Below are 19,947 nucleotides of genomic sequence, written 5' to 3' on the forward strand. Positions count from 1 at the left end.
CGAGGGTGCTGTCAGGCGTGGGCCCGGTCGGCCCACGCGTCCCACTCCTCCTCGTTCGTGACATCGCGCCACGAACGAGGAGGACGCTCTCTGTGCCCGTTCACGCACGAGCCCGGATACGCGGACTTGAGCCGGGCACGAGCTGCTGCGAATTTCTCGTGCCAGAGGACTGGTCCGAGCCCGCTATCGGTCGAGTCGAATGCCGCCTCCCACGCGATGTGGAGTGCGGAGAGTTCCTCGACGAGAGCGCTGTGGCGCCACCAGCAGATGGGCACGATGATCTCGGGAATCTCATAGCGGGTCGTCACCCATTCGACCCAGTCCCGCAACGCATCCCAGGTCGCGCGTGCATCGTCTTCCTTCAGGTCGCGCCAGTTCACGGGTTGCGCGCCGAGGTCTGCGGACGAGGCATCCCGATTGAGCATCCGAAGGTCACCCAGCTGGAGGGAGGCGACAAGCTCCTCGACGCTGATGTCCTCGGGGTGCTCATCCATGAGATGCCTCGTTGCGTGTGAGCTTCTGTCGAAGGCGCACAAGAGCCGTTCGCGATGCGTCGCGCCGCCCTCGCATCCCGCCCAACACTCGATCCCGGTCGATGAGCCGGTGGAGCAGCTCATGACACAGGGGATGGAGGGGCACGAGGTCTTCATGTTGCTCGCGTGAGATCCATCCGTGCTTGCCTTCGATCACGCCGCGATACTCGAGGTGATGCAGCTCGAGGTCTCTCGGGCGCGCTGGGCGTCCGCACGCAGTGCACGTCAGGGGAATGGCGCGGTCGTGCTGCTCGGCGAACCACCGGTCACGACGCGTGAACCACACTCGCGAGCGGAGGTAGCCGGACCGGTAGCGATTCCCCCAGGGACGCCGTCGACGGTTACTCACGACGCATCCTCTTCTCGCTGAAATTGGGGCATCGTTGCGGCGGCCGTCCTGGCGGTGTACGCGCTCGCGAACACATCGCGTTGCTCGGCCTCGGTCTTGGTCTTTCCGGCCTTGATGTGGCTGGCGTCGCTGCGCTCGTCCCATCCCGCGAGATCAAGAAGCACGCCTCTGCGGTTTCGGTACGCGAGAAGCCCGGCCGTTGGGGGCATCCGACGGATCTCGTCCACTGTCATAACCGGCAGGCGATCGTGGCGCTCTGACACGGAGCTGCCGGGCTGGTGAGTCGACCAGGAGCGCTCATTGCGCTGCCTGTCTCGGGAACCGAGCAACGTTTCGATGTCGCGCAGGTGTTGAACGTGCGAGGCGCCGCCCAGGAGCACCTTCGCGGTTGCGGCAGACCAGATGGTGTCAGCCTCTGCGCGCGACCATGCCGTTTCAGCTTGTGAGAGCGCTTGGAGGACGACGAAGGTGCAGATCCCGCGGCCACCACCCTCGGCCATCACGCGGGGGAGCGCGGACCATCGGAACATGTTGGCGATCTCATCGAGGATCAAGCCCAGGGGATGCGGAAGCCGGGCTCCGTCGGAGGCGAGCGCACGTCGTCTCGCGACCTCCACGACGTCGTCGAGGATGGCGGAGAGGAAGCCACCCATGGCACCCGCTCCCGCGCCGGATCCGATGAGGTAGAGCGTGTTCTCGCCCCGCAGGAACTCGTCCGGATCGAACCCAGGCCCCTGTGCTGGCATTAGCGCTTCGCGGATCTGGGGAATCGCAAGAGGAGCGACCGCGGCCTGCACACCGAACCACGTAGACGAGAGAAGCTTCACGTCGCCGACGAGGACCGCCTCGAGCCCATCGGCCCATCCCGGAGCCGCCGCCGATTCGGATCGAAGGATTCGTACCGCGTCATGGGCGAGGGCCGGCGTCGAGCCCCACTTGTAGAGGTCCGCAACGGTACCTCCCGTGAGCGCGGCGGCATGGAGCAACCTCGACAGCACGGTCGCAGCGACGTCCGCCCACTCCTGATTGGTGGAAGACGACCCGAGCGCCGTCCCCGTCACGACAGCCTGCCCACGCTGGACGGCGACGAGGGGATCCTCGCATCCGACGATCGGAGAGATGCGCAGCGTGTGTCGCACCCCCGCCAGCGCTTGAGGGTCGAAGACGTGAACCTCGCCACGCTGCATCCTCATGTGCATCGTTGCGGTGAGGTTGTCGCTCGTCGTGGACGTGGTGATGAGCGGGCCCGCCCAGTCCAAAATCGCCGAGATGAGCACGCGATAACCCTTGCCGGCGCGTGGAGGTCCTTCGAGCGCGACGGAGTCTTCGATCGAGACGTACACGTCGAGACCTCGGGCTCGGCCGATCCGCCAACCGACGTCCGTGAGTTTGATTCCGCTCTGGCCGGGACGAAGATGCTTCGCTCGTCGTAGGACGGCGGAAGCGGAAAGGTGCTTGCCGATCTCTGTGCGGGTCGCGAACCCAGGGCGAGATCGGATGTCTGCGAGGAAGGCTGCGTCCGACTCGCGGTACCGCGAATACGCGATGGACGCGACTATCGCAGCGCCGATGATCACGATGAGAAGCACCAAGTCCGCGACTCGGATCGGGACGACTGGCAAGACGCAGCCGCCGCCTATCGCGTATGCGGATCGGTCGCCGGTGGCGAAGACCACGAGCCCCGAGTACATGTTTCGGGCGGCGGGTCGTGAGCCGCAGACCCACGTTGTGACCAGTTCCGCGACAAATGAGCTGGTCATGCCGAACACCAAGGCGGCCGCGAGGACAGCCGCGACGGCCTTGGAGAAGAGGCTTCCGGCGATCATCGCCTAATCCCACGTCGTCCCGAAGGCCGCATGCCGGTACCCGTCTTCACGACCCGTGGCAAGTCCTTCGCGGTAGCCGTGCACCTCTGCATCCGCGACGCGGGTCTCGACTCCGCGACGGAGAGCATCCGCATCGTCGGCGCGGCGTCGCAGCCGGGTGGTCGCGAGCACAGCGCTGGCGATCCAGACGAGCGGGGTGGAGACTGCGAGGTTTGCAAGCAGACCGTTCATGACTCGATCGATCGGGATGCCGGCGGACGACGATGCCACCAGCATCCAGGGTGCGATCAGGGCGGCGCAGAGAATGAGGGAGAACAACCCGGCGGCCGAGACAGTCAGCGCAATCGATGGTTCGCGCCCGAGCGGCGGTTCTCCTAGCGCGGCGTCACGACGGCGTGCCGCTGCTACCTCGCGACTTCGAAGGAAGCCCAATGCGGCGGCGCACGCGAGGGCCCCGCACGCGACCACGAGTCCGACGCTCCAGAGGACCCGGCCGAGGGAGGCAAGAAGAGTGGTGGCGCCCGCGATGCCCAGAGCGATCCATGCCAGGGCAACAGCGAGGCGTCCTGTCCCGCGGCGTCCTCGCCGGTATAGCGCTCCTGTCGTGCCGACAACCGACGCCACCATCAGCGCGGAGCCGGTGATCAGAGCGAGTACGGTGTTCATCTGTTCCTCCTCAGAACCGCTCGGCGGCGTACGCGGCCGCTTCTATCCACGCTTCACGCGTCGCCGCCCGAAGTGCGCCGAATCGAAGGGGCCCGTCCTTCAGCGCGGGATCGAAGGGGATGACGGCGACGGCGCGCGCGAGGGAGCTGAATGTCTCGACGAGTTGTGCGAGGCGAGCCCTTCCCGCGGGCTCAGCCTGCGTGATGACGACGACTGCGTCACGTGCGAGGAGCGCCGAGTGCTCGTCGCGCGCGGCGAGTGCCTCCAGGAGTAGAGCTGCGGATTCTGCGGACTCCGGCGAGGTGACTGTTGGAACGACCAGTTGGTTGGCCCAGTCGATCATCCGGAGCCACCGATCGGCTGCCTCGTCGTTCCCGGAGTCGAACACGACCAGTCGGTAACCACGGCCCACGGTGCTCACGAGCCTGTCGAACTCGTGGGTGGTCAATCGTTGGTCGGCCGAGAGCACTCTCGGGTTGGAGCGGAGCACGTCGTAGCGGTCATCCGTCTGGTGGTGGATGTAGGCGGCCATTGCACTCGTCGGCGCACCTTGAAGATTGTCCGCCGCCGCGAGCAGATCTGCGATCGTCGACTCGTGCCGGCCCTGCTCCGTGCGCCACCCGAGTGTCCCGCGAGTGTCGTTGTTATCGAAGGCCAGCACACTGCCGCCGCCGAAGCGTGCGTAGACCGCAGAGAGCATGGCGGTCGTCGGCGTCTTGCCAACACCGCCTTTCCCATTGACCACCGCGATCGTGCGCGGACCCGCCCATTGCCCCGCGACGATGCGCACCCGTCCATGTCGGGCGACCTCGGCAGCGGTCGGCGAATGGACCAGGCCGAGCTTTCGAAGCCAGCCGCGGAGACCGGTCGAGCGGATCAGGTCACGTTCTGCGCTCTCGTCGATGAATGATGCGCGGGTAATCTCCGCCTCGGGGGCATCTGGCTTAACGGTATGCGCATCCGCACGGGTGTCGCCGCTCGTCGCTGGCATCTCCGTGAGCTGCGCTTCAGCATCTGCGCTCTCTCCGCTGAGCGCCCGGATCTGACCGTCGGCACCGACTTCGAGGCGGTGAGATCCGCGATCGCCCGATGTCTCGACCGCCACCGGTCGACCTCGCTGATGAGCGAGCCGGACGGCGTGGGCCACTACGGCCTGTCGGACGTCCAGGTCGGAGCCTCCGCTGAACGAGGTTGTGGCTCCGTTCTCGTCAACCACCGTGGCCGTGTCGCCGCGAACGAAAACACGCAGCGCAGGTCCCAGGGTCGCACTCATCCGATTCCCCTCTCGTAAGCAAGCCACCCGTCGACGCTCGTATCCACGTCGTTCGGCCACGCCTTGTCAACGTGCTCGCGTAAGTGGACGAGCTCCGGCATCTCGTCGCTGTCCAGAAGCACCGCATCGTCGGTCTGAAAGAGCTCGAGTTCCCATTCGGTCGACGTCGAGAACGCGTCGACGAGATAGGAGTACTGGCCGACGTAGGCGATGAACTGGCCGCGCGCGAGCTCGCGAGCCATCTCAGCGTGCGCAGCAGAGATGTTCAACCGATCAACGAGGGGAGCGCGCTCCTGATGGTTTACATGGAAGATGAACTTGTTCTCGATGTCGCCGGCGATGGAGTAGGCGAGATTGCGCTCCTGAGACCCCGCTTGGCCGACGGCATCCAGATCGCCCATCTTGTGCAGGATCACGATGTTGCTGATGCCGTAGTGGCGCGAGAGCTTGAGCCACTGCTGATACATCTGCAGCGCGGCGAGCGACGTCATGTCCCGCCACCCCTCTTCTCGCACGACGTAACGCGTGCGGTGGGCGTCGCGGTCGGAGACGACCGCCTGGATCCATGCCGTTGAGCAGACCTGCGTGAGCTGGGCCACGAGGTCGCCGCGGGCGAACAGTTCACTGGTGTCGATGACCACCATCGGCGCGTCCTCGTCGAAGGCAACGGTGGATGCGTCCTCGAAGAGGCCCGACAAGTCGCCCTCCACGAAGCGGCGTAGAACGAAGCGCGGCTGTGCGGATGCCGAGACAAGTGCGGCATCGCCGTCCGTGTCGCCGCTCGCAATGAGCTCGAGCTGGCGGTGAACCTCACGCAGAGTCGGTGCGTCGTCCGTCTCCGTGATCGCGCGGCGGAGTGCGAGATGCACCGCGGCGTGCTCCACAGCTGAAAGTCGGGCCCCCGTCATGGTCTGCTCGATCAGGGAGATCAGCGTCCCGATGCGCCGCTGAGCGACCATCTGCTCATGCTGGTCATCAGTCGACGCCGTGCGACGTGGACCGCGGTCCAGCGGATTGAGTCGTTCCGTACCGCCGGCGCCCAGTCGGATGATCGACCCACCGACGGCCTCCGCGACCTTCACCCATTCGCCCTTGGAATCGGACGGGAGCACGACCTGGTGCCCGAAGGGGAGCGACCGCGTCGTGAGCATCTTGATGACGGCACTCTTCCCCGCGCGGTACGCGCCCAGCACGAGGATGTTGGTCGAGAACGCACCCCGACCGGTCGCGTCGGCGTACGCCTCCCATGGCGAGAAGTGCCAGAGGGCATCGGCGTTGAGATCGACGCCGACAACCGGGCCGCGGTGGCCGAGCCCGACGTCCGCGACGAAAGGGTAGATGCCGGCCAGGTGTTGCGATGTCGCCTGGTGTGCCGGAACTGTGAGTCGGGCGAGGTTCCAATACCCGTGTTCCCTCACACCGGGGCCGAACGGACCGGGCATCGCCGGGGCAGGAAGCCGGCGCTGGTGCTTCGTCGTTCGGATGGTCGTGTCGGCCCGCCGGGCCGCCGTGATCTCCCGACGGACGGCCCGGCGCTCCGCCGGTGACTGGCCGGCCGGAGTAACGGAAAACGCGTGCTTGACCATCATTTCAGTCCCATGCCCAGCGGCAGCGCGTTGAGGAGGAGCGCTTCAGCCTGCTGACAGTAGAGAATCTGCGCCTCCATCCCGGCACGTGACAAGGAATTGCGCACGCCGGCGACTGCCTGGTCGAGCGTTTCTTCGTCGCGAGCCGTGATCGTAAGGTACCCGCCGTACTGGAACTCGCCATGTCCGGCGACGATCTCCTCCTCTTGCTTCTCGAGTGCCAGCCAATCGGCCTCGTCGGCGGCGGAACCATCCGCACCCCGCTTCGCGCGGAGGCGTTCGTTTCCGCGCCACACTCGTTTCTCGTCACGGATCCGCTTCAAGGCCTTCGACACGGGTACGGGCGCCAGGACGATCGAGAGGATGTGCGTTACCGCCTCTCCGGAGACCGGGTGGCGGGCGAACACGATGGGGGAGACGAAACCGACTGCAGCATCGGACCGGGGCCACTCGTGGATCCACAGGGTGGTGTGCACGCCGGAGTCCGTCAGGACGACACCGTTGCGGCCCTTGGGCTCGTCGAGGAACATCGGACCGATCGCGGTCAGGTCAACTCCTGCTGTAGCGTCGTCCCGATTCTGGACAGTGGGAAGGAACTCGGGATCGAAGGCGGTTCGGGCGAGTGCCGCTATGTCTCGAGGACTGAGCCAGTGCCGGACCGTGATCTTCACCGCCTGTAAGGCATCCGATACGTTGCCCGCTTCGATCGAGGCGAGGGTCTGGATGGCGGATTTGCCGCCTCCGAGCGCCTTCAGCTGCGGCCCGAGCGCGACCAGATCGAGAGTCAGGGTGAGATAGTTGCGGTGCGCCACGGCGAACTGCTCGGAGTCGTCGAGCACTCGCTGGTAGTTGATCGCGGCAGGCGAGTTCGGGTCGATATGCAGACGGCCGACCGTAGCTTCGTAATGCTGTCGAGCCGCTCGGATCGTCGTCGGTGTCGTTCGCTCCTGGAGAGTGATCCGCTTGACCCCGTTGCGCTGCGTGAACGACGCGAGCACCTTTGCCCACTGCTCCGCCAGCTCCAGCCTGTCCGGAACGTCCTTCATGAGGAAGCCCTGTACCTCGAGCTCGGCCGTGATCGAAAGGGTGCGCTCGTGCGGGCTGTACACCGACGCGAGGCCGTCGACATCCCAGATCTGGACGGAGGCTCGCACTCCGGGAAGGTTGATCGTCCCTTCGAGGCGAACTCGCTCAGGCCGGTAGGTGTGCCGCGTCGCTCGCGCCGCTCCACGGATCTGCTTGGACAGCCACAGTCCGGTCATTCGCGGCGCGGACAAGCCGTGGATCGTCACAACGGCCCCGAGGCCGAGCGGGAGGTAGATCGGAGCGGACACCAGCAGTCCAACTGGACCCAGTCGCACGACGGCGGTCAGCAGTGTGGCCGCAGCGCCGATGAGACAGAGCACCTGCCAGCCGTCGAGACCGAGCACCACCCCTTGCCGAGATCGACGCGGAAGCCGAACGGGGCGGGCGGATTGATCGTTTGTGCTCATCGATGCGCTCTCCTCGGTGTAGGAGCTGGGTGCGACTGGTCGGGAAGGGTTTTGGCCACTATCGACTCATTCGGTTGATTGGTCTTCGCCGGCGTGCTCGTCGGGGCGGATGAGCTCGAGCGACGAGCTGGGGGAGTGGCTCCGGACGAGCCGGCGGTTGCCCTTGCGGTCGGTGATGACTTCGCTGCGGGTGCGCGCTGTGCGCTCGGTACACCGGCAGGGATGGAGCCAACGCGGGTGGGTATGGATGCCGCGGTCCTCGCTGCCCGCGAGCCCATCGCCGCCGCGTGCCCGCCGAGCCGGGAGCCGATCGAGTCGACCGCGACAGCTCCCACGAAGCTGAAGAGCCCGAACACCGCGAACGGTGCGAACGCGATTACCAGGAGACCGACGATGTACGGCCAGGCGGCCGGGTCCCAGATCGTCTTCACAGCCGCGAGGCCGTGAACCACGAGCGAGAAGAAGGCGATGGTCAAGGGGCCGGTGAGCAGCAGAACCACGACGGCGGACGCGTAGCGAACCACCCACTGGGGACCCACGCCACGTGCAGGGAACATCATCCAGGCGATCGGACCGACCATGATCAACGCGGCGAGAGCGACGTTGCGGAAAAGGAAGACCGCCAGAAGCAGGAGCATGCCGACGAAGATGAGTCCGAAGATGGCAAATCCGAAGACGTAGCCCGCCTGACCTCCGGCCCACATGGCGGCTTGGAGCGTGCCGAAGAGTCCGCCTGCGCCCGCCCCCTGACCGACGATGTCCTGTGTAAGTCCATCTATGGACTGGACGAGTTGCCCGGTAAGCCAAAACGTCAACGGCACAGCGGGAATCGCGAAGAACGACCGTACGAGTGCGCTCACGAGCTGGCTGCGATCACCCGAAATCACTGCTGCTGTGATCGACCAGATCATCGCGCCGAAGACGACGATCAGGGTCGCCCATGCCCAGAAGGACCACTGTCCGGCGGCCGCATTCCAGAGACTGCCCCCCACGTCGAACTTCGCGACGCCGAGGACCGAATACATCAATGCAGTCGCGATCATCGCGGCGCCGATGCCCCAGTTCTGGAAGGTGCCGCACACGATGTCGCCGAAGGAGCAGCCGAAGTCGACGGTGGCCGGAACGCCGCCTGCGGCCTTGATCGCATCCTGGTGACCGGCGAAGGTGGTGCATACCGTGGCGTTCTGGCCGTCGACGATCACGTCCAAGAAGCACGCGGTCGGCTTCACCTGGTTGGGATCATTGGGCGTGCACGAGATGAGGTTCTCCTGACGATCGCAGGACACGGGAAACGCTGGCGAGGACCAGGGCTCTCCCGTGACCTGACTGGAGATGCGAGCTGTCAGCCTGGCTGCGGCTGGAGTGGCCGCAGATGCGGGAGCGCCCGCCGCGATCACGGCGCCCAGTGCAAGCACCATGCCGATCGAGACCCGGAGTAGGGAGCCCACGTCAGAATCCGAAGTTGAACCCGACGAACCACTGGAAGAGGCCCGATGCCGATCCGAGGGCGGCAGCAGCGATGAAGATGCCAACGATGTTCTCGCCGGCCCAGGTCCGCATGCGCTCGGGCCCGAGCGTCCGGCCGGCGATCGCCGCGATGGCGATCACCAGCATGATCAGCACCACCACTAGGGCTGTCCCCAAGAGATAGGACGCCAAGAGCTCGAGCCCCGACATCCATGGCGCCGAGAAGTTGGGATTGATGGGCGGCACTTGGACGTCCGCCGGAATGATGAGCGACATCGCTGCTCCTCCTTGATTGCCAGCTCACTTGAGGGGTAGGCCGCGCGCGGCCATGAACGATTGAGGATCGACGGCCTTCCCGCCGATTCGGACCTCGAAATGCAGGTGACACCCCAGCGAGTGCCCGGTATTTCCCTCGGCACCCAGTGGTGTTCCGGCGTTCACCAACTGCCCAACTGCGACGAGGAGTGACCCCCACGCCATGTGGCCGTACACCGTGACAATGCCTCCGTCGTGGTCGATCACGACGGCATTCCCGTATCCGAAGTAGCTGCCCGCGGTCGCTACTCGACCAGGGGCGGCGGCATGAACGGGCGCGCCGCATCCTTGCGACATGTCGTATCCCTCGTGATACGTCGAGCAGTACGCGCAGACCCTCGCGATGTTCGGGTCGGCGCCGAATCCGCGCCCCTTCGAGTAGGGGCCGACCAGCGGATACGTCCAACCGCCCGCGGCGACCGGCGTGGCCACGGCTACGCTGTGCACATCGGCCTTCGCTAGGCTGCTCGACGCGGCAACGAAAGTCACCATCAGCACAGGGGCGGCTAATCCGACTGCAGTGCAGACCGCAAAGACGACGAGCGCGGCCAGGACCCTCCGGGCCGTCTTCGACCTGGCCACTGCCAGTGCCGCCACGGCCGGGGCACCCATGACTACTCCTCGACCGCCGAGTCGAAGAACCGGACCACCTTGCAGTCACCCGCCCGCTGAGGAGAATCGGGGGCGGGGACAGAGCCGGAGCCGCAGAGCACCTGGACACTGACGCGTACGTGCTCGGTGTTCGTCACGTCACCGTGGCGGTATGTGAGGATGACGTTTGCCGTCCCGATCGACATCCCGCCCGGGTCATCCGATACGGCGACGTGGGCGATCGGGCCGTCGACCTTCGCCGTCACCGCTGTCTGTTCGCTCCTCATCTGGTCCCACTGATCCTGCGGCAGCACGACCGAGCGGGACAGGTCGCCAAGATAGAGCTGCGTCGCGCGTTCCCGATCGGCCACATCTGCACGCCGGGTGTCGGGCGTGAACCAGGTGGCGAGGTGCCCGAGGAACTTGTCGCGGGTCGACTTCGACGGATCGAAAGTGGACGCGGCGGCCAGCGCCGCACGCATGTAGACGTCTCGGTCCCTCGTCACAGGTTCCGGGACCCAGCCAAAGCGCGTCACCGATGGGTCAACCACCGCAGTGGCTGCCGAAGTGGGGCCTTTGGGAGCGCTTTGCGTGGCACTTTGCGAAGCGGTCGGTCGTGCCTCGGGGCGACTCAGAAGCGCCGGGAGTATCACGGCGGCGAGCGCGACGATCAGCACAGCCGCCCCCACGATCGCCCACACGAGGCCTCGCCCGGGACGATTACCACTCATCGCCGGCGCTCCTGCTCGGGAGTTCGGGAGCGGCTGCTCACCGCATCACGACGTGACGTTCTGAGGCGGTCGCTGCGCCCCTGCAGGTGCTCAGGGGTGAGGACCGAACCGGGCACGAACTCGAAGCCGGTGGTCGCGCGGGGGAGACCCGGGGAAGACGTGCACGTGTGCGGAAGCCCCATCGTTCTCACCTCAGATCTGCTGATCAGCCTTGCGTAAGGGGATACTATAACGATACGCTTCACAAGGGAACCCCTAAATTATTCGCTCTTGCCGGGGAGCTGCGCCAGAATGGGCACGTGCCCAGATATGCGAGACCCCTCGACGCTGACAACGTGGAGGACCCCATCAAAGCTCTCGGCAGCATGGTGCGCGCCGGCATCATCGGGTACATCAGGAATCACGGCGCATCCACCCGCGGCGAGATCGCCGCGGGAACCGGGCTGGCGGTGCCAACTGTCGCGAAGGCTCTGCAGGCTTTGGTCAAGTCGGGGATGCTCATCCCTGACCCGCCCCCCGACCAGGCCGTCAGCGGCCAACGGATCAGGTACTCGGTCAACCACGCTGCGGTGAGCGAGATGTACTTCCAGCTGGGTATCGCCATCGGCGAACTGTAGTAGCAGGGCAGCTTCCAAGGGTGCCAAGGCCAGGAGGGGGCGCCTCTGTCCGGCTCCGCGGAAGCCACAAGGGGGAAGGATCCGGAGGGCGGATCCTGGCGCGGGGAAACGCGAGGGTTCTTCACCTGCTGCCTCCTCCGTGCCGGAGCGTGCTTCGTGTCGAAGAAGCACTTGAGCATGCTCAAATTGCACCTCGGGCATTAGCCTCCCACCTGTGCGGTGAGCATGCAATGGTTGATTTGAGCATGCCCAACGCGTAGATTGGTCATGCTCAACGGCGCGCTTGCGCATGCCTAGACGAAGTGGCGTTCCCTTGCCCGAGGGTGAACGAGGACCAGTGGAAATGACAGAAGACGACAGCAAGGCAAGTGCCGAAGACCTGGCAAAACGTCTTCGCCTGCTTCTGGACGTCGCGATCACCGAGACAGGAAGCGAACCGACGTACGGTCAGATCGCCGAATACGTCCGTGCTCGGGGAGTCGGTCTGTCCCGTTCGCGATGGACGTACATGGTGAACGGTCATCGCTACGTGCAGGATCGTCGACTGTTCGAGGCACTTGCGGACTTCTTCGGCGTCGAACCTCAATTCCTCACTGGGGAGGACAACGCCCCGATGCCAGCCAAGGTCAGAGCGCAGCTCGATCTGGTGCGGGCGATGCGGGCCGCGAAGGTCAAGTCGTACGCCGCACGGACGCTCGGGGATGTGTCGCCCGAAGCGCTCCAAGCCATCAGTCGGTTCCTCGACGAGGGATTGAAGCCCACCTAGCGGTCGGGCAAAGGGCTGCGCGACGACGGCGGATCCAGGGAGTGATGACGTGAGTATCAAGGCGACTGCAGCGGCAGCAGTGGCGGAACTCGGCCTGGGGTCCGCGTTCAGCTTCGACGAACTCGTCGCTGCCGTTCAGCGATGCCGACGCCGCGCCCTTCGAATCGTAGAGCTGGCTGAACTCACCGATAGCGGAGGGGTGTGCGCGGTGGTCTTCGTCGGCGACGATGAGGACGTCGTCGTGCACGCGCGAAGCGAGTCGGTCCTTCATCAGCAGCAGTTCGTCCTCCATGAGCTGGCGCACCTGATCCTTAGCCACGGCGAGGACCCTCACCCGGACGTGCCGGACGGATTGCTGCCGGATATCCCGGCTGCGATGCGGCGCCGCATCCTCGCCCGTCACGATCTCGATTCGGATGATGAGATCGCGGCGGAGGTGCTCGCGGATCACCTTGCTGGCGGCATCCGCGGATCTGTGTTGCGGGAATCGAGGTTCGTGGAGATCTTCGGGTGATCGAGATGCTCGTCGCCGCCTTGATGTGGATGCTTGTCGCGAGCCTTCTCATCCTGCGGCGAGGTCGTGCGGAACGGAGCATCACGTACTCCGCTGTCACGATCGCGGTCGCGATGACCTTGAACATCGATGCGCTCTACCGGTGGGTCGATCGCGTTGCCGGCGGCAGAAACCTCGTCACCTTGGTGGCGGATCTCGCCCTGATGCTGGGAATCTTCTTCCTCGGGCGTGGGGTGGCGAAGGCGACCGAATACAAGTCGCGCTTGGTACATATCGCCCTCGGGCCGGTCCTGCTGGCGACGGCGCTGGTTGGTGTGTCGCTGGCTTTCGCGTTCATTCGGAGCGGCCGGACGACGACTTCCTTCATGCTGGATCTCGGGGCTCAGCCGGCGGCCGCGGCGTATTCGGTGGTCGAGTACGCCTATAACGGTGTCGTCGTGACGGTGATGGCTGTTGTGGCGGCATGGCGGATCGGCCAGAGCAGGGGAGTGGAGCGACTTCCTGCGGTCTCTCTGCTTCTCGGCAGCGTCTGCGGTCTCACCCTGTCGATCGTGATCATCGCTATGGACGCCGCGCACGTCGCGGGGAACTCCGACCTGATGCTGAGCCTCGGCGTGGTCTACAGTCCCCTCTTCCTCTTGACGTTCATCTTTCTGTGCGTGGGTTTGGCGAGCCTTCCCGCAATCCGGCGGGCGCGCGTCCGAGGGCGCGCTGAGAAGACGCAGGACTTCGTGGCGCGCATCACTCCGGCCTGGGAACGTGCCAGTGCGGTCCGGCCAGGTGTCAGCTCGTGGTCCCGCGGGTCTTTGACGGCCGAAGATGCGGAAGCGAAACTTCACCGGCAGATCGTGGAGATCAGAGATGCCCTCTTCGATCCCCGCGTGTCGTTCACCCTGAGTGATAGCGAACGTCAACTCGTCGACGCTGCCGAGGCGCACCTGACCGGGCGAAATACGTCCGCTGCGCATGACACCCACCCACGTATCGGCCGGACGAAGGCCGCGCATTGAGGCTTTCGCGGGCGGTCGCGTGGTGCGCGGCCGCGATCACCGCCGCTCTCGGCTTCATCGGCTGGGTGATCGCACGACGGCTCACGCAGCCCGGAACTCCTCGTCGGTTCGACCTCGTGATCCGCGATGTCATTCGCGATGAGGGCGGGAACGCGATCGTGCTTGATGTGACGCCACGAACCTCGGCGGCGGGGCAGTACAGTCTATGGCTCGAAGATGGAGGATGGGTCCATCTAGGCGCGGTCTGGGATGCATCGCCCTCGACTTTGACGCGTGCCGTGACTGGTGACCTTCCCCCTGGCGCGCGTGTCGGGGCCCGTGCGTCATGGAGCGGCATCTATTACCAGGATCCTGAAGACGCGGGCCTAGTGGCGCGTGACATCCAGATTGAAACTCCCGCCGGCCGCGCGCCCGCATGGCTGATCGAAGCACCCGGCTCTCAGAGCCCATATTGGGCGGTCCACATCCATGGGCTGGGCAGCCCGCGGGCGGGCACCCTTCGTGGTGTGCGCGTCGCCGTCGACGCCGGCCTGTCCTCGCTCGTCGTCACCTACAGAAACGACGGCGAGGGCCCCACGGTCGGATCGGGCCGGCCCACACTCGGCGAGTCAGAAGCGGATGATGTGCGGGCCGCACTGCGATACGCGATCGCTAACGGAGCGCAACGAATCGCCCTGTTCGGCTGGTCCATGGGCGCCGCTATGGCCCTGCAGCTCTCGGCCGAGCCCGAGTTTCGAGATCTGGTCGACGTGCTCATTCTCGAGTCACCGGTGCTCGACTGGCAGGCCACGATCAATGCGAACTGCGCGCGCGCCGGTGTGCCGTCGTGGTTCGGATTCTTCGCTCGCCCATGGCTGACAAGCCGCGCGCTCGCCAGTCTTGTCGGGCTGGATGCCCCGGTCCCGTTGCGGAAGTTCAACTGGGTAGCTCGCGCCGCCGAGCTGCGCGTTCCGACGCTCATCCTCCACGGCCGCGCGGATACCTCAGCCCCGCCGGACATCTCTCGACGCCTTGCGATGTTGCGGCCGGGGCTCGTTCAGCTCGAAACGTTCGATACGGACCACACCATGACCTGGAACTCTGAGCCTGCACGCTGGGAAGGCCTCCTGCGGGAGTGGTGCACGCCGTGAGGCAACTCTCGCCGTGGGCCTTGATCGCGGTGACCGAGAGTGCAGGGCGTTCCTGGCACGCCTACGCGCGGCGCTCGCGGCCGTCCGGCGGGCTCAAAGCAGTGTTAGCGTGGGACACGAAGGCCCCCCGCCTGCGTGAAGCGCATCCTTCGACAGCTCGGCTTCGCAACCGGAGGTCCTCGCTACTCACCAAGTCAACCGCGACTCGGGCAACAACGTCTCTGGACATCACAGTTAGGCGATGCCGAGCGGCCGTCGGCGGTCTGCGATGAGGTGTTGGTCGTGCAGAGCGACGAGGACCACGGTTCCGTCGGCGGCGGAGGTGCGCAGCACGTCGTTGAGTTCGCACGTGGGGATCCGGGTCCAGCGTGCCGGTGGGCTCATCGCGCGTGCAGCACCCAATTGGCACCAATGGTGCCATGGCGTCGGCCGTCAAAACCGTTTATCGTCTTATGAACAGTGGCCCCTCTGGGTGAGTGTGTTACTGTGGGCGACTTTGACATGGCGGACGCCGTGGTCTGCTAAGTCGCTATTGTGCGCATGATCCGGCCCGTCAAAGGGCCGGCAACTAGAATGCCGGAAAGTGGAGATCAAATGAGGCTGGGTCAACGTTCGCGCATGATGGCTATATGCCTGGCGGTTGCGGCCCCTGGAATCCTGCTCGCTGGATGCGCGGGTACCGACCCGAACTCGCGACCGAACCCCACAGTGACAGTCACGATGACCGCGACTCCCGTGCCTTCCGCACAAGCGAATGGTAGTCCCGGTGCCCCCTCCGATGCCGACACGTGCGGAGAGGCATCGGCGCTCCATGGACTTGCGACTCGAGCGCAGTTTGACAAGACGGCCGGCGCAATCACTCCAGAGACGTATCAAGCCGAGATGTCACTTGTCGGTGATGGATGGGCGAACTTGCCAGCATCACCCGCATTTGCGGACGCGGTGAAGGCGGTCGCGTTGGAAGTGCGGGCCAGTCCGAAGACATTCGATCCGAATGCCGACGCCGCGAATCACCTGATCGAGGTGATTACCTTGCAATGCAACAAGATGGGCTACCCCATTCGCACGACGGCCCGCCCGGGACAAGGCGGATGAGCATTCTTGTCGAGAAGCCACTTCGCTCTCGTACCTAATCCCCATGCGGGGAAATCAACCGCCCGTACGCTGTGGCAAACAGAATGTTGGCCATCGCTGCATACAATTTAGCAAGGAGAACGCGCAATGTCCCGAATCGAGGCGACCACATTTTCGCGCAGAGCGCTCATTCGTGGAGCCGCAGTAGGAGCTGGAGTCCTGCTTTTCCAGCCAATTGAAACGATCGTCGCGAGACCTGCAGCGGCAGCGGAGCTTCCTCAATCGGTGCCCGCCCAGTCCATCGAGACTCAGCCCGGCGCTGTCAACCAGTATCTCGCTGCCACAAGCACTCGGGGGCTGACCGATCTCGAGGGGATCAAGGCGGAGTATCGCGAAGCCATCGCGATTTTTCCGTTTAGACTTCCCGCCGGATCGTCGTTCCCGCCCAACTCGAGCCTGACCGACACCAGGCCCGGTCTCGCGTGGGAGCGCGGAAACGGCGCAGCAGAGGCCTACTCCTCATGGATGCGTGAAGTTGCCAAGAAGGCATATGAGGCGCACATTGCCGGTGATCACAGTGCTGCCGATGGCTTCCTCGACGTCCTCGAAGAGGGTTACAACTCATCTGTTCGTCGGGCATTCTGGGAGGACCCCGAGAATAGCTTCGTTATCGAAGCCGTGACTCCCGCCAGAAGCCGCAATGGTTCTGCGGCGGGAGGAAAGGGCGATTTCACCACGCTCAGGCGTGTAGTCATCGGCTAGCTCCGATCCCAGAGCGTCGCACCGTCGCTCCATGAGGAATGGGCATCGCTAGGCCGCGACGTCCGCCAATCCCTTCCGGACTGGAAGACACCCCGCGTCTCACCGTGACAAGCTTCCCGCTTCTCGGGGCTGGGTCCAGCCGGAGACATGCCAGAACCTGGCACCTTCTTCGCTCCGCAGGCGAAATATTCCGTTCGACTTCTATCAAGCAGCATCTCACCATCCAAAGAGATTGGAAATAAAGACGTGGCTATCACCAGCGTGACCGTTGGACCTCAACTCCAGGCGGGGGACGGCTCATATACGGTTTGGACATACCGACGTGCAATGCAGGGCAGTGTGTACGCACGATACTCGGACGTATCTGTCAATGGCAACCCAAACTTCCACTGGGTGAGCGTCAACGGCACAATCGATCTCCTCGGAGACGACGGCCACGACTACGGCTCGGCCTATCTGCAGAAGCAATGGGGTGTCCTGCCCGGGTACGTCTATGTTGGCTACGTCGGTAGCGGACGACCCATCCACTTGGAGACGAGCATCGCATGCGTAACTGGATACAACAGCTACGGCACCGAGATCTACTCCGCCGTCAACTGGACGATGCAGCTGTACTGGGACAACATCGTCTGACCTGGCAAAGGGATTGATTTCCAGATGCGATCGCTGCGGAGTGGCGAAGGTGGTTGGCTCTTGCGCAGCGCTACGTACTTGAGCGCGCGGTGGCGCGCGTTGTCCGAAGTCGTGGGAGCGACGTAGCCGAGGCTCGGAGCCACTGGGGTGAGAGTTCAACGCGGGCTCGACGGCACTCGCCGGATGGGCGTTCGCCGTGGACCCTCTTGTGGGATCAAGGGACCGAAATGCCCATGCAGCTCGAGATGACGGCTGGCACGAGAACCCCGATCTGTGACGTGGCGAGTTGCGGCATTTCGCGTGCGATGCAGTGCCCGTGGTTCACGGATCTTCCCGTACACAACGTCCGACCTCGCTCGCCTCGAATCAGGGTCGTGTGGGGCTAGAGCTGGCGGCTGATTGGGTGAGGTGAGGCGGTCGGTCCTTCGTCCGCCGGTGGGGTGGTCGCGTGTCGGCGGCGCGTGAACTCTGAACGGTTTCGGCGCGGCGGTTTCAACTCATCGTCGCAACACCGGGGACGAGTTGGAGGCTACCAGCGTCGGGAACATGGCCGCTGGCGCCCGCCCGTCGAGCACCTTCTTCGGTCTTCTGTTGAGCTCGTCCTCGACCGCGCGCAGGTGAGCCTCGGTGTGGATACTGAGGTCGGTCGCTTTCGGGAAGTAGTCCCGCAGGAGCCCGTTCGTGTTCTCGTTGCTGCCGCGCTGCCAGGGCGAGTGCGAGTCGCAGAAGTAGACCGGGACGCCGAGCGACTCCCTCACCCGGAGGTGGCGTGCCACCTCAGTTCCCTGATCCCACGTGATCGACCGGAGCATCTCCGGTGGCAGGTCGCCCATCCGGGCGACGAGCGCGTCGTGGAGGGCGTCCGCGTCTCTCAGCGGCAGGTGGAGAAGTCGTGTCGTCCGCGACTGTCGCTCGACGAGCGTGCCGATCGCGGAGCCTTGCTCCTTGCCGATGATGAGGTCGCCGTCCCAGTGGCCGGGCTCGGTGGTGTCGTCTGGCGCGAACGGGCGGTCGTGGATCGTCAGCATCGGCTGCTCGAGCCGCGGACGACGACGGTCGGTGCGCTGCTGGGCCCGCCGATGCTGCCGGCCCGTCCGCAACGGTGACGGCTTGTGCGGGGCAAGCCGAGACGGGCGCGATAGCGGGGATCCCGGGCGGTAGATGGCCTGGTAGATGCTCTCCGGGCTCAGCCTCATCGCCGGATTGTCCGGATGCTTCGTCGCCAGGTGGGAGCTGATCTGTTCAGGACTCCACCGCTGCTGCAGCAGCTCGTCGACCTCGGCGTATAGGCAGCTGTCGCGGTCGATTCGGCGGGTGTGGTTCCGCCCACGACGCGCGACAGCGTGCCGCTGCGCGTCGAATGGGCGATAGTAATCTCGGCCGATCGAGTTCCGCGCCACCTCACGAGCAATCGTCGACGGGGATCGCCCCAACGCCCTCGCGACTTCTCGCATGCTCTTGCCTGCGTGAAGAAGATCCGCGATGCGGACCCGCTCATCTTCGGACAGGAATCGGTCACTGATCTCGCGGAGCGCGAGCCGCTCGAGTGGGGCGACGAAGCCGACGACGGCGCCACCGCGGTAGGTCTTGTAGCCGCGTGACCAGTTGCGACCAGCGGTTCGCGACACGCCGACCTCGCGGGCCGCTGCCGCGATGCTCCACCCCCGCTCGCGGAGCTCCATGAATCTTCTGCGCTTGGCCGACTGCGGGCGGCGCCCGGGGCCCTTCTTGACACGACGAGACGACGACAACACAACTCCCAGGATCGAGGAGGTATTTGCGACGATGTGTCCCGCGTCAAGTAGTTGGCAGGATTTGGTCGCGTTCGAAGGTGGGGATTGTCGGGTCGGCGTGGCCGAGGTGCACGTCGCGGGGCCGGTTCCAGGCGAGGTGCTCGTGGGGCCTGATCTCGTTGAACTCGACGCGAATGCTTCGCCTTCGCGAACCAGGTCGAGCGCGTCGTCGATCGGCTCACGGTAGAGCCGTTCGTACTTCAGTGATTGGAACGCTCGCTCCCGGACGCCGTTCTGACCCGGGGTGCGCACCCGGGTGCGCACGTGCCGCAGCTCGGGCCGTGCCGCGATGAGGGCGCCGAATCGGAACGACCGGAACGGGCCGCCGTTGTCCGTGACGAGGGTGATCGGGACGATCTGCCCGGTGTCGGGGTCGGTGAGATGCTCGATCAGCGGGACATCGCCCAGGAGCCGGTCGGCCTCAGCGAGGGCGATCTCGACGGCGGCGATCGCGTCATGCTGGTTCGCGGTCGGGGACCAATGCCACCCGAACTCGTACTTCGACCAGTAGTCCGCGATGCCCGCGACCCGCCACGTCCCACCGGCCGCGGTCTCGTATTCGGAGAAGTCGAACTGCCACACCTGGTTCGGGCCGGTCGGTGGCGCAGCGAACGCCGCCCTGCGCTGCTTGGCCTGCTCACGACGTTCCCGCTGATAGTCGGCCTTCAGCAGCAGCCCGGCCTCGTCGAGGACCCGCAGCACCGTGGACGCGCTGACCCGATACCCGGCGTGCCGGGCCATCGCCCAGATCTTCCGGTGTCCCCATGCGGGATGCGCGCCGGCGATCGCGCAGATCACCTCCCGGTGCGCCGTACGTG

At 65.2% G+C, this 19,947-nt stretch carries 21 protein-coding genes; 9 read left to right on the plus strand and 12 right to left on the minus strand.

The window, feature by feature from the left end; translation table 11 throughout:
* Positions 1 to 11: 11 nt before the first annotated feature.
* A complete protein-coding gene (locus AC0NZN_RS17600; RefSeq protein ID WP_474593621.1) occupies positions 12 to 494 on the minus strand; it encodes a hypothetical protein in 483 nt (160 codons plus the stop codon).
* Positions 495 to 878: 384 nt separating this feature from the next.
* Positions 879 to 2,225, minus strand: coding sequence for a type IV secretory system conjugative DNA transfer family protein (locus AC0NZN_RS17605; RefSeq protein WP_474593622.1), 1,347 nt, complete (start codon positions 2,223 to 2,225; stop codon positions 879 to 881).
* A 154-nt stretch (positions 2,226 to 2,379) separates the two neighbouring features.
* Here AC0NZN_RS17605 and AC0NZN_RS17610 point away from each other — a divergent pair, with 154 nt between their 5' ends.
* Complete coding sequence (locus AC0NZN_RS17610; RefSeq protein WP_474593623.1) at positions 2,380 to 2,715, plus strand: hypothetical protein; 336 nt, start codon at positions 2,380 to 2,382, stop codon at positions 2,713 to 2,715.
* On the opposite strand, the gene AC0NZN_RS17615 is transcribed toward AC0NZN_RS17610, so the two are convergent.
* The 8 genes from AC0NZN_RS17615 to AC0NZN_RS17650 all read right to left on the minus strand — a co-directional run bounded on the left by AC0NZN_RS17615 (position 2,712) and on the right by AC0NZN_RS17650 (position 10,776).
* Positions 2,712 to 2,978, minus strand: a complete 267-nt coding sequence (locus AC0NZN_RS17615) for a hypothetical protein (protein WP_474593624.1) — start codon at positions 2,976 to 2,978, stop codon at positions 2,712 to 2,714. The two genes, AC0NZN_RS17610 and AC0NZN_RS17615, sit on opposite strands and share 4 nt — an antisense overlap.
* A gap of 406 nt (positions 2,979 to 3,384) precedes the next feature.
* Positions 3,385 to 4,479, minus strand: coding sequence for a ParA family protein (locus tag AC0NZN_RS17620; protein WP_474593625.1), 1,095 nt, complete (start codon positions 4,477 to 4,479; stop codon positions 3,385 to 3,387).
* A 164-nt stretch (positions 4,480 to 4,643) separates the two neighbouring features.
* Positions 4,644 to 6,236 (minus strand): hypothetical protein, encoded by a 1,593-nt coding sequence (locus AC0NZN_RS17625; RefSeq protein ID WP_474593626.1) that lies wholly within the window; start codon positions 6,234 to 6,236, stop codon positions 4,644 to 4,646.
* A complete protein-coding gene (locus AC0NZN_RS17630; RefSeq protein WP_474593627.1) occupies positions 6,233 to 7,726 on the minus strand; it encodes an SCO6880 family protein in 1,494 nt (497 codons plus the stop codon). The genes AC0NZN_RS17625 and AC0NZN_RS17630 overlap by 4 nt, the downstream gene beginning before the upstream one ends.
* Positions 7,723 to 9,012, minus strand: a complete 1,290-nt coding sequence (locus tag AC0NZN_RS17635; protein WP_474593628.1) for a hypothetical protein — start codon at positions 9,010 to 9,012, stop codon at positions 7,723 to 7,725. The genes AC0NZN_RS17630 and AC0NZN_RS17635 overlap by 4 nt, the downstream gene beginning before the upstream one ends.
* 163 nt (positions 9,013 to 9,175) lie before the next feature.
* Positions 9,176 to 9,469: a hypothetical protein gene (locus AC0NZN_RS17640; protein ID WP_320942405.1), complete on the minus strand. Its 294-nt coding sequence runs from the start codon at positions 9,467 to 9,469 to the stop codon at positions 9,176 to 9,178.
* Between the two features lie 24 nt (positions 9,470 to 9,493).
* The gene (locus AC0NZN_RS17645) at positions 9,494 to 10,120 is read right to left on the minus strand and encodes a M23 family metallopeptidase (protein WP_474593629.1); all 627 of its coding nucleotides are present in this window, start codon (positions 10,118 to 10,120) and stop codon (positions 9,494 to 9,496) included.
* A gap of 2 nt (positions 10,121 to 10,122) precedes the next feature.
* Positions 10,123 to 10,776, minus strand: coding sequence for a hypothetical protein (locus tag AC0NZN_RS17650; protein ID WP_474593630.1), 654 nt, complete (start codon positions 10,774 to 10,776; stop codon positions 10,123 to 10,125).
* Between the two features lie 389 nt (positions 10,777 to 11,165).
* Here AC0NZN_RS17650 and AC0NZN_RS17655 point away from each other — a divergent pair, with 389 nt between their 5' ends.
* From AC0NZN_RS17655 to AC0NZN_RS17675, 5 genes are all read left to right on the plus strand, one after another.
* Positions 11,166 to 11,447: a winged helix-turn-helix domain-containing protein gene (locus AC0NZN_RS17655; RefSeq protein WP_474593631.1), complete on the plus strand. Its 282-nt coding sequence runs from the start codon at positions 11,166 to 11,168 to the stop codon at positions 11,445 to 11,447.
* Between the two features lie 343 nt (positions 11,448 to 11,790).
* Complete coding sequence (locus tag AC0NZN_RS17660; protein WP_474593632.1) at positions 11,791 to 12,213, plus strand: hypothetical protein; 423 nt, start codon at positions 11,791 to 11,793, stop codon at positions 12,211 to 12,213.
* A 49-nt stretch (positions 12,214 to 12,262) separates the two neighbouring features.
* A complete protein-coding gene (locus AC0NZN_RS17665) occupies positions 12,263 to 12,727 on the plus strand; it encodes a hypothetical protein (protein WP_474593633.1) in 465 nt (154 codons plus the stop codon).
* A 5-nt stretch (positions 12,728 to 12,732) separates the two neighbouring features.
* Positions 12,733 to 13,737 (plus strand): hypothetical protein, encoded by a 1,005-nt coding sequence (locus AC0NZN_RS17670; RefSeq protein WP_474593640.1) that lies wholly within the window; start codon positions 12,733 to 12,735, stop codon positions 13,735 to 13,737.
* On the plus strand, positions 13,734 to 14,867 hold the full coding sequence (locus AC0NZN_RS17675) for an alpha/beta hydrolase family protein (RefSeq protein ID WP_474593634.1): 1,134 nt from the start codon (positions 13,734 to 13,736) through the stop codon (positions 14,865 to 14,867). The genes AC0NZN_RS17670 and AC0NZN_RS17675 overlap by 4 nt, the downstream gene beginning before the upstream one ends.
* Before the next feature lie 234 nt (positions 14,868 to 15,101).
* Here the strand turns inward: AC0NZN_RS17675 and AC0NZN_RS17680 are convergent, their stop codons facing one another.
* The gene (locus tag AC0NZN_RS17680) at positions 15,102 to 15,251 is read right to left on the minus strand and encodes a hypothetical protein (RefSeq protein WP_474593635.1); all 150 of its coding nucleotides are present in this window, start codon (positions 15,249 to 15,251) and stop codon (positions 15,102 to 15,104) included.
* A 498-nt stretch (positions 15,252 to 15,749) separates the two neighbouring features.
* Between AC0NZN_RS17680 and AC0NZN_RS17685 the strand changes: the two genes are divergently transcribed.
* From AC0NZN_RS17685 to AC0NZN_RS17695, 3 genes are all read left to right on the plus strand, one after another.
* Positions 15,750 to 15,962: a hypothetical protein gene (locus AC0NZN_RS17685; protein WP_474593636.1), complete on the plus strand. Its 213-nt coding sequence runs from the start codon at positions 15,750 to 15,752 to the stop codon at positions 15,960 to 15,962.
* Positions 15,963 to 16,088: 126 nt separating this feature from the next.
* On the plus strand, positions 16,089 to 16,703 hold the full coding sequence (locus AC0NZN_RS17690) for a hypothetical protein (RefSeq protein WP_474593637.1): 615 nt from the start codon (positions 16,089 to 16,091) through the stop codon (positions 16,701 to 16,703).
* Positions 16,704 to 17,096: 393 nt separating this feature from the next.
* Complete coding sequence (locus tag AC0NZN_RS17695) at positions 17,097 to 17,336, plus strand: hypothetical protein (protein WP_474593638.1); 240 nt, start codon at positions 17,097 to 17,099, stop codon at positions 17,334 to 17,336.
* Positions 17,337 to 17,833: 497 nt separating this feature from the next.
* On the opposite strand, the gene AC0NZN_RS17700 is transcribed toward AC0NZN_RS17695, so the two are convergent.
* On the minus strand, positions 17,834 to 19,087 hold the full coding sequence (locus AC0NZN_RS17700) for an IS30 family transposase (RefSeq protein WP_474593641.1): 1,254 nt from the start codon (positions 19,085 to 19,087) through the stop codon (positions 17,834 to 17,836).
* Positions 19,088 to 19,947: the final 860 nt, after the last annotated feature.

This window comes from Microbacterium sp. sgz311019 (assembly GCF_056135325.1).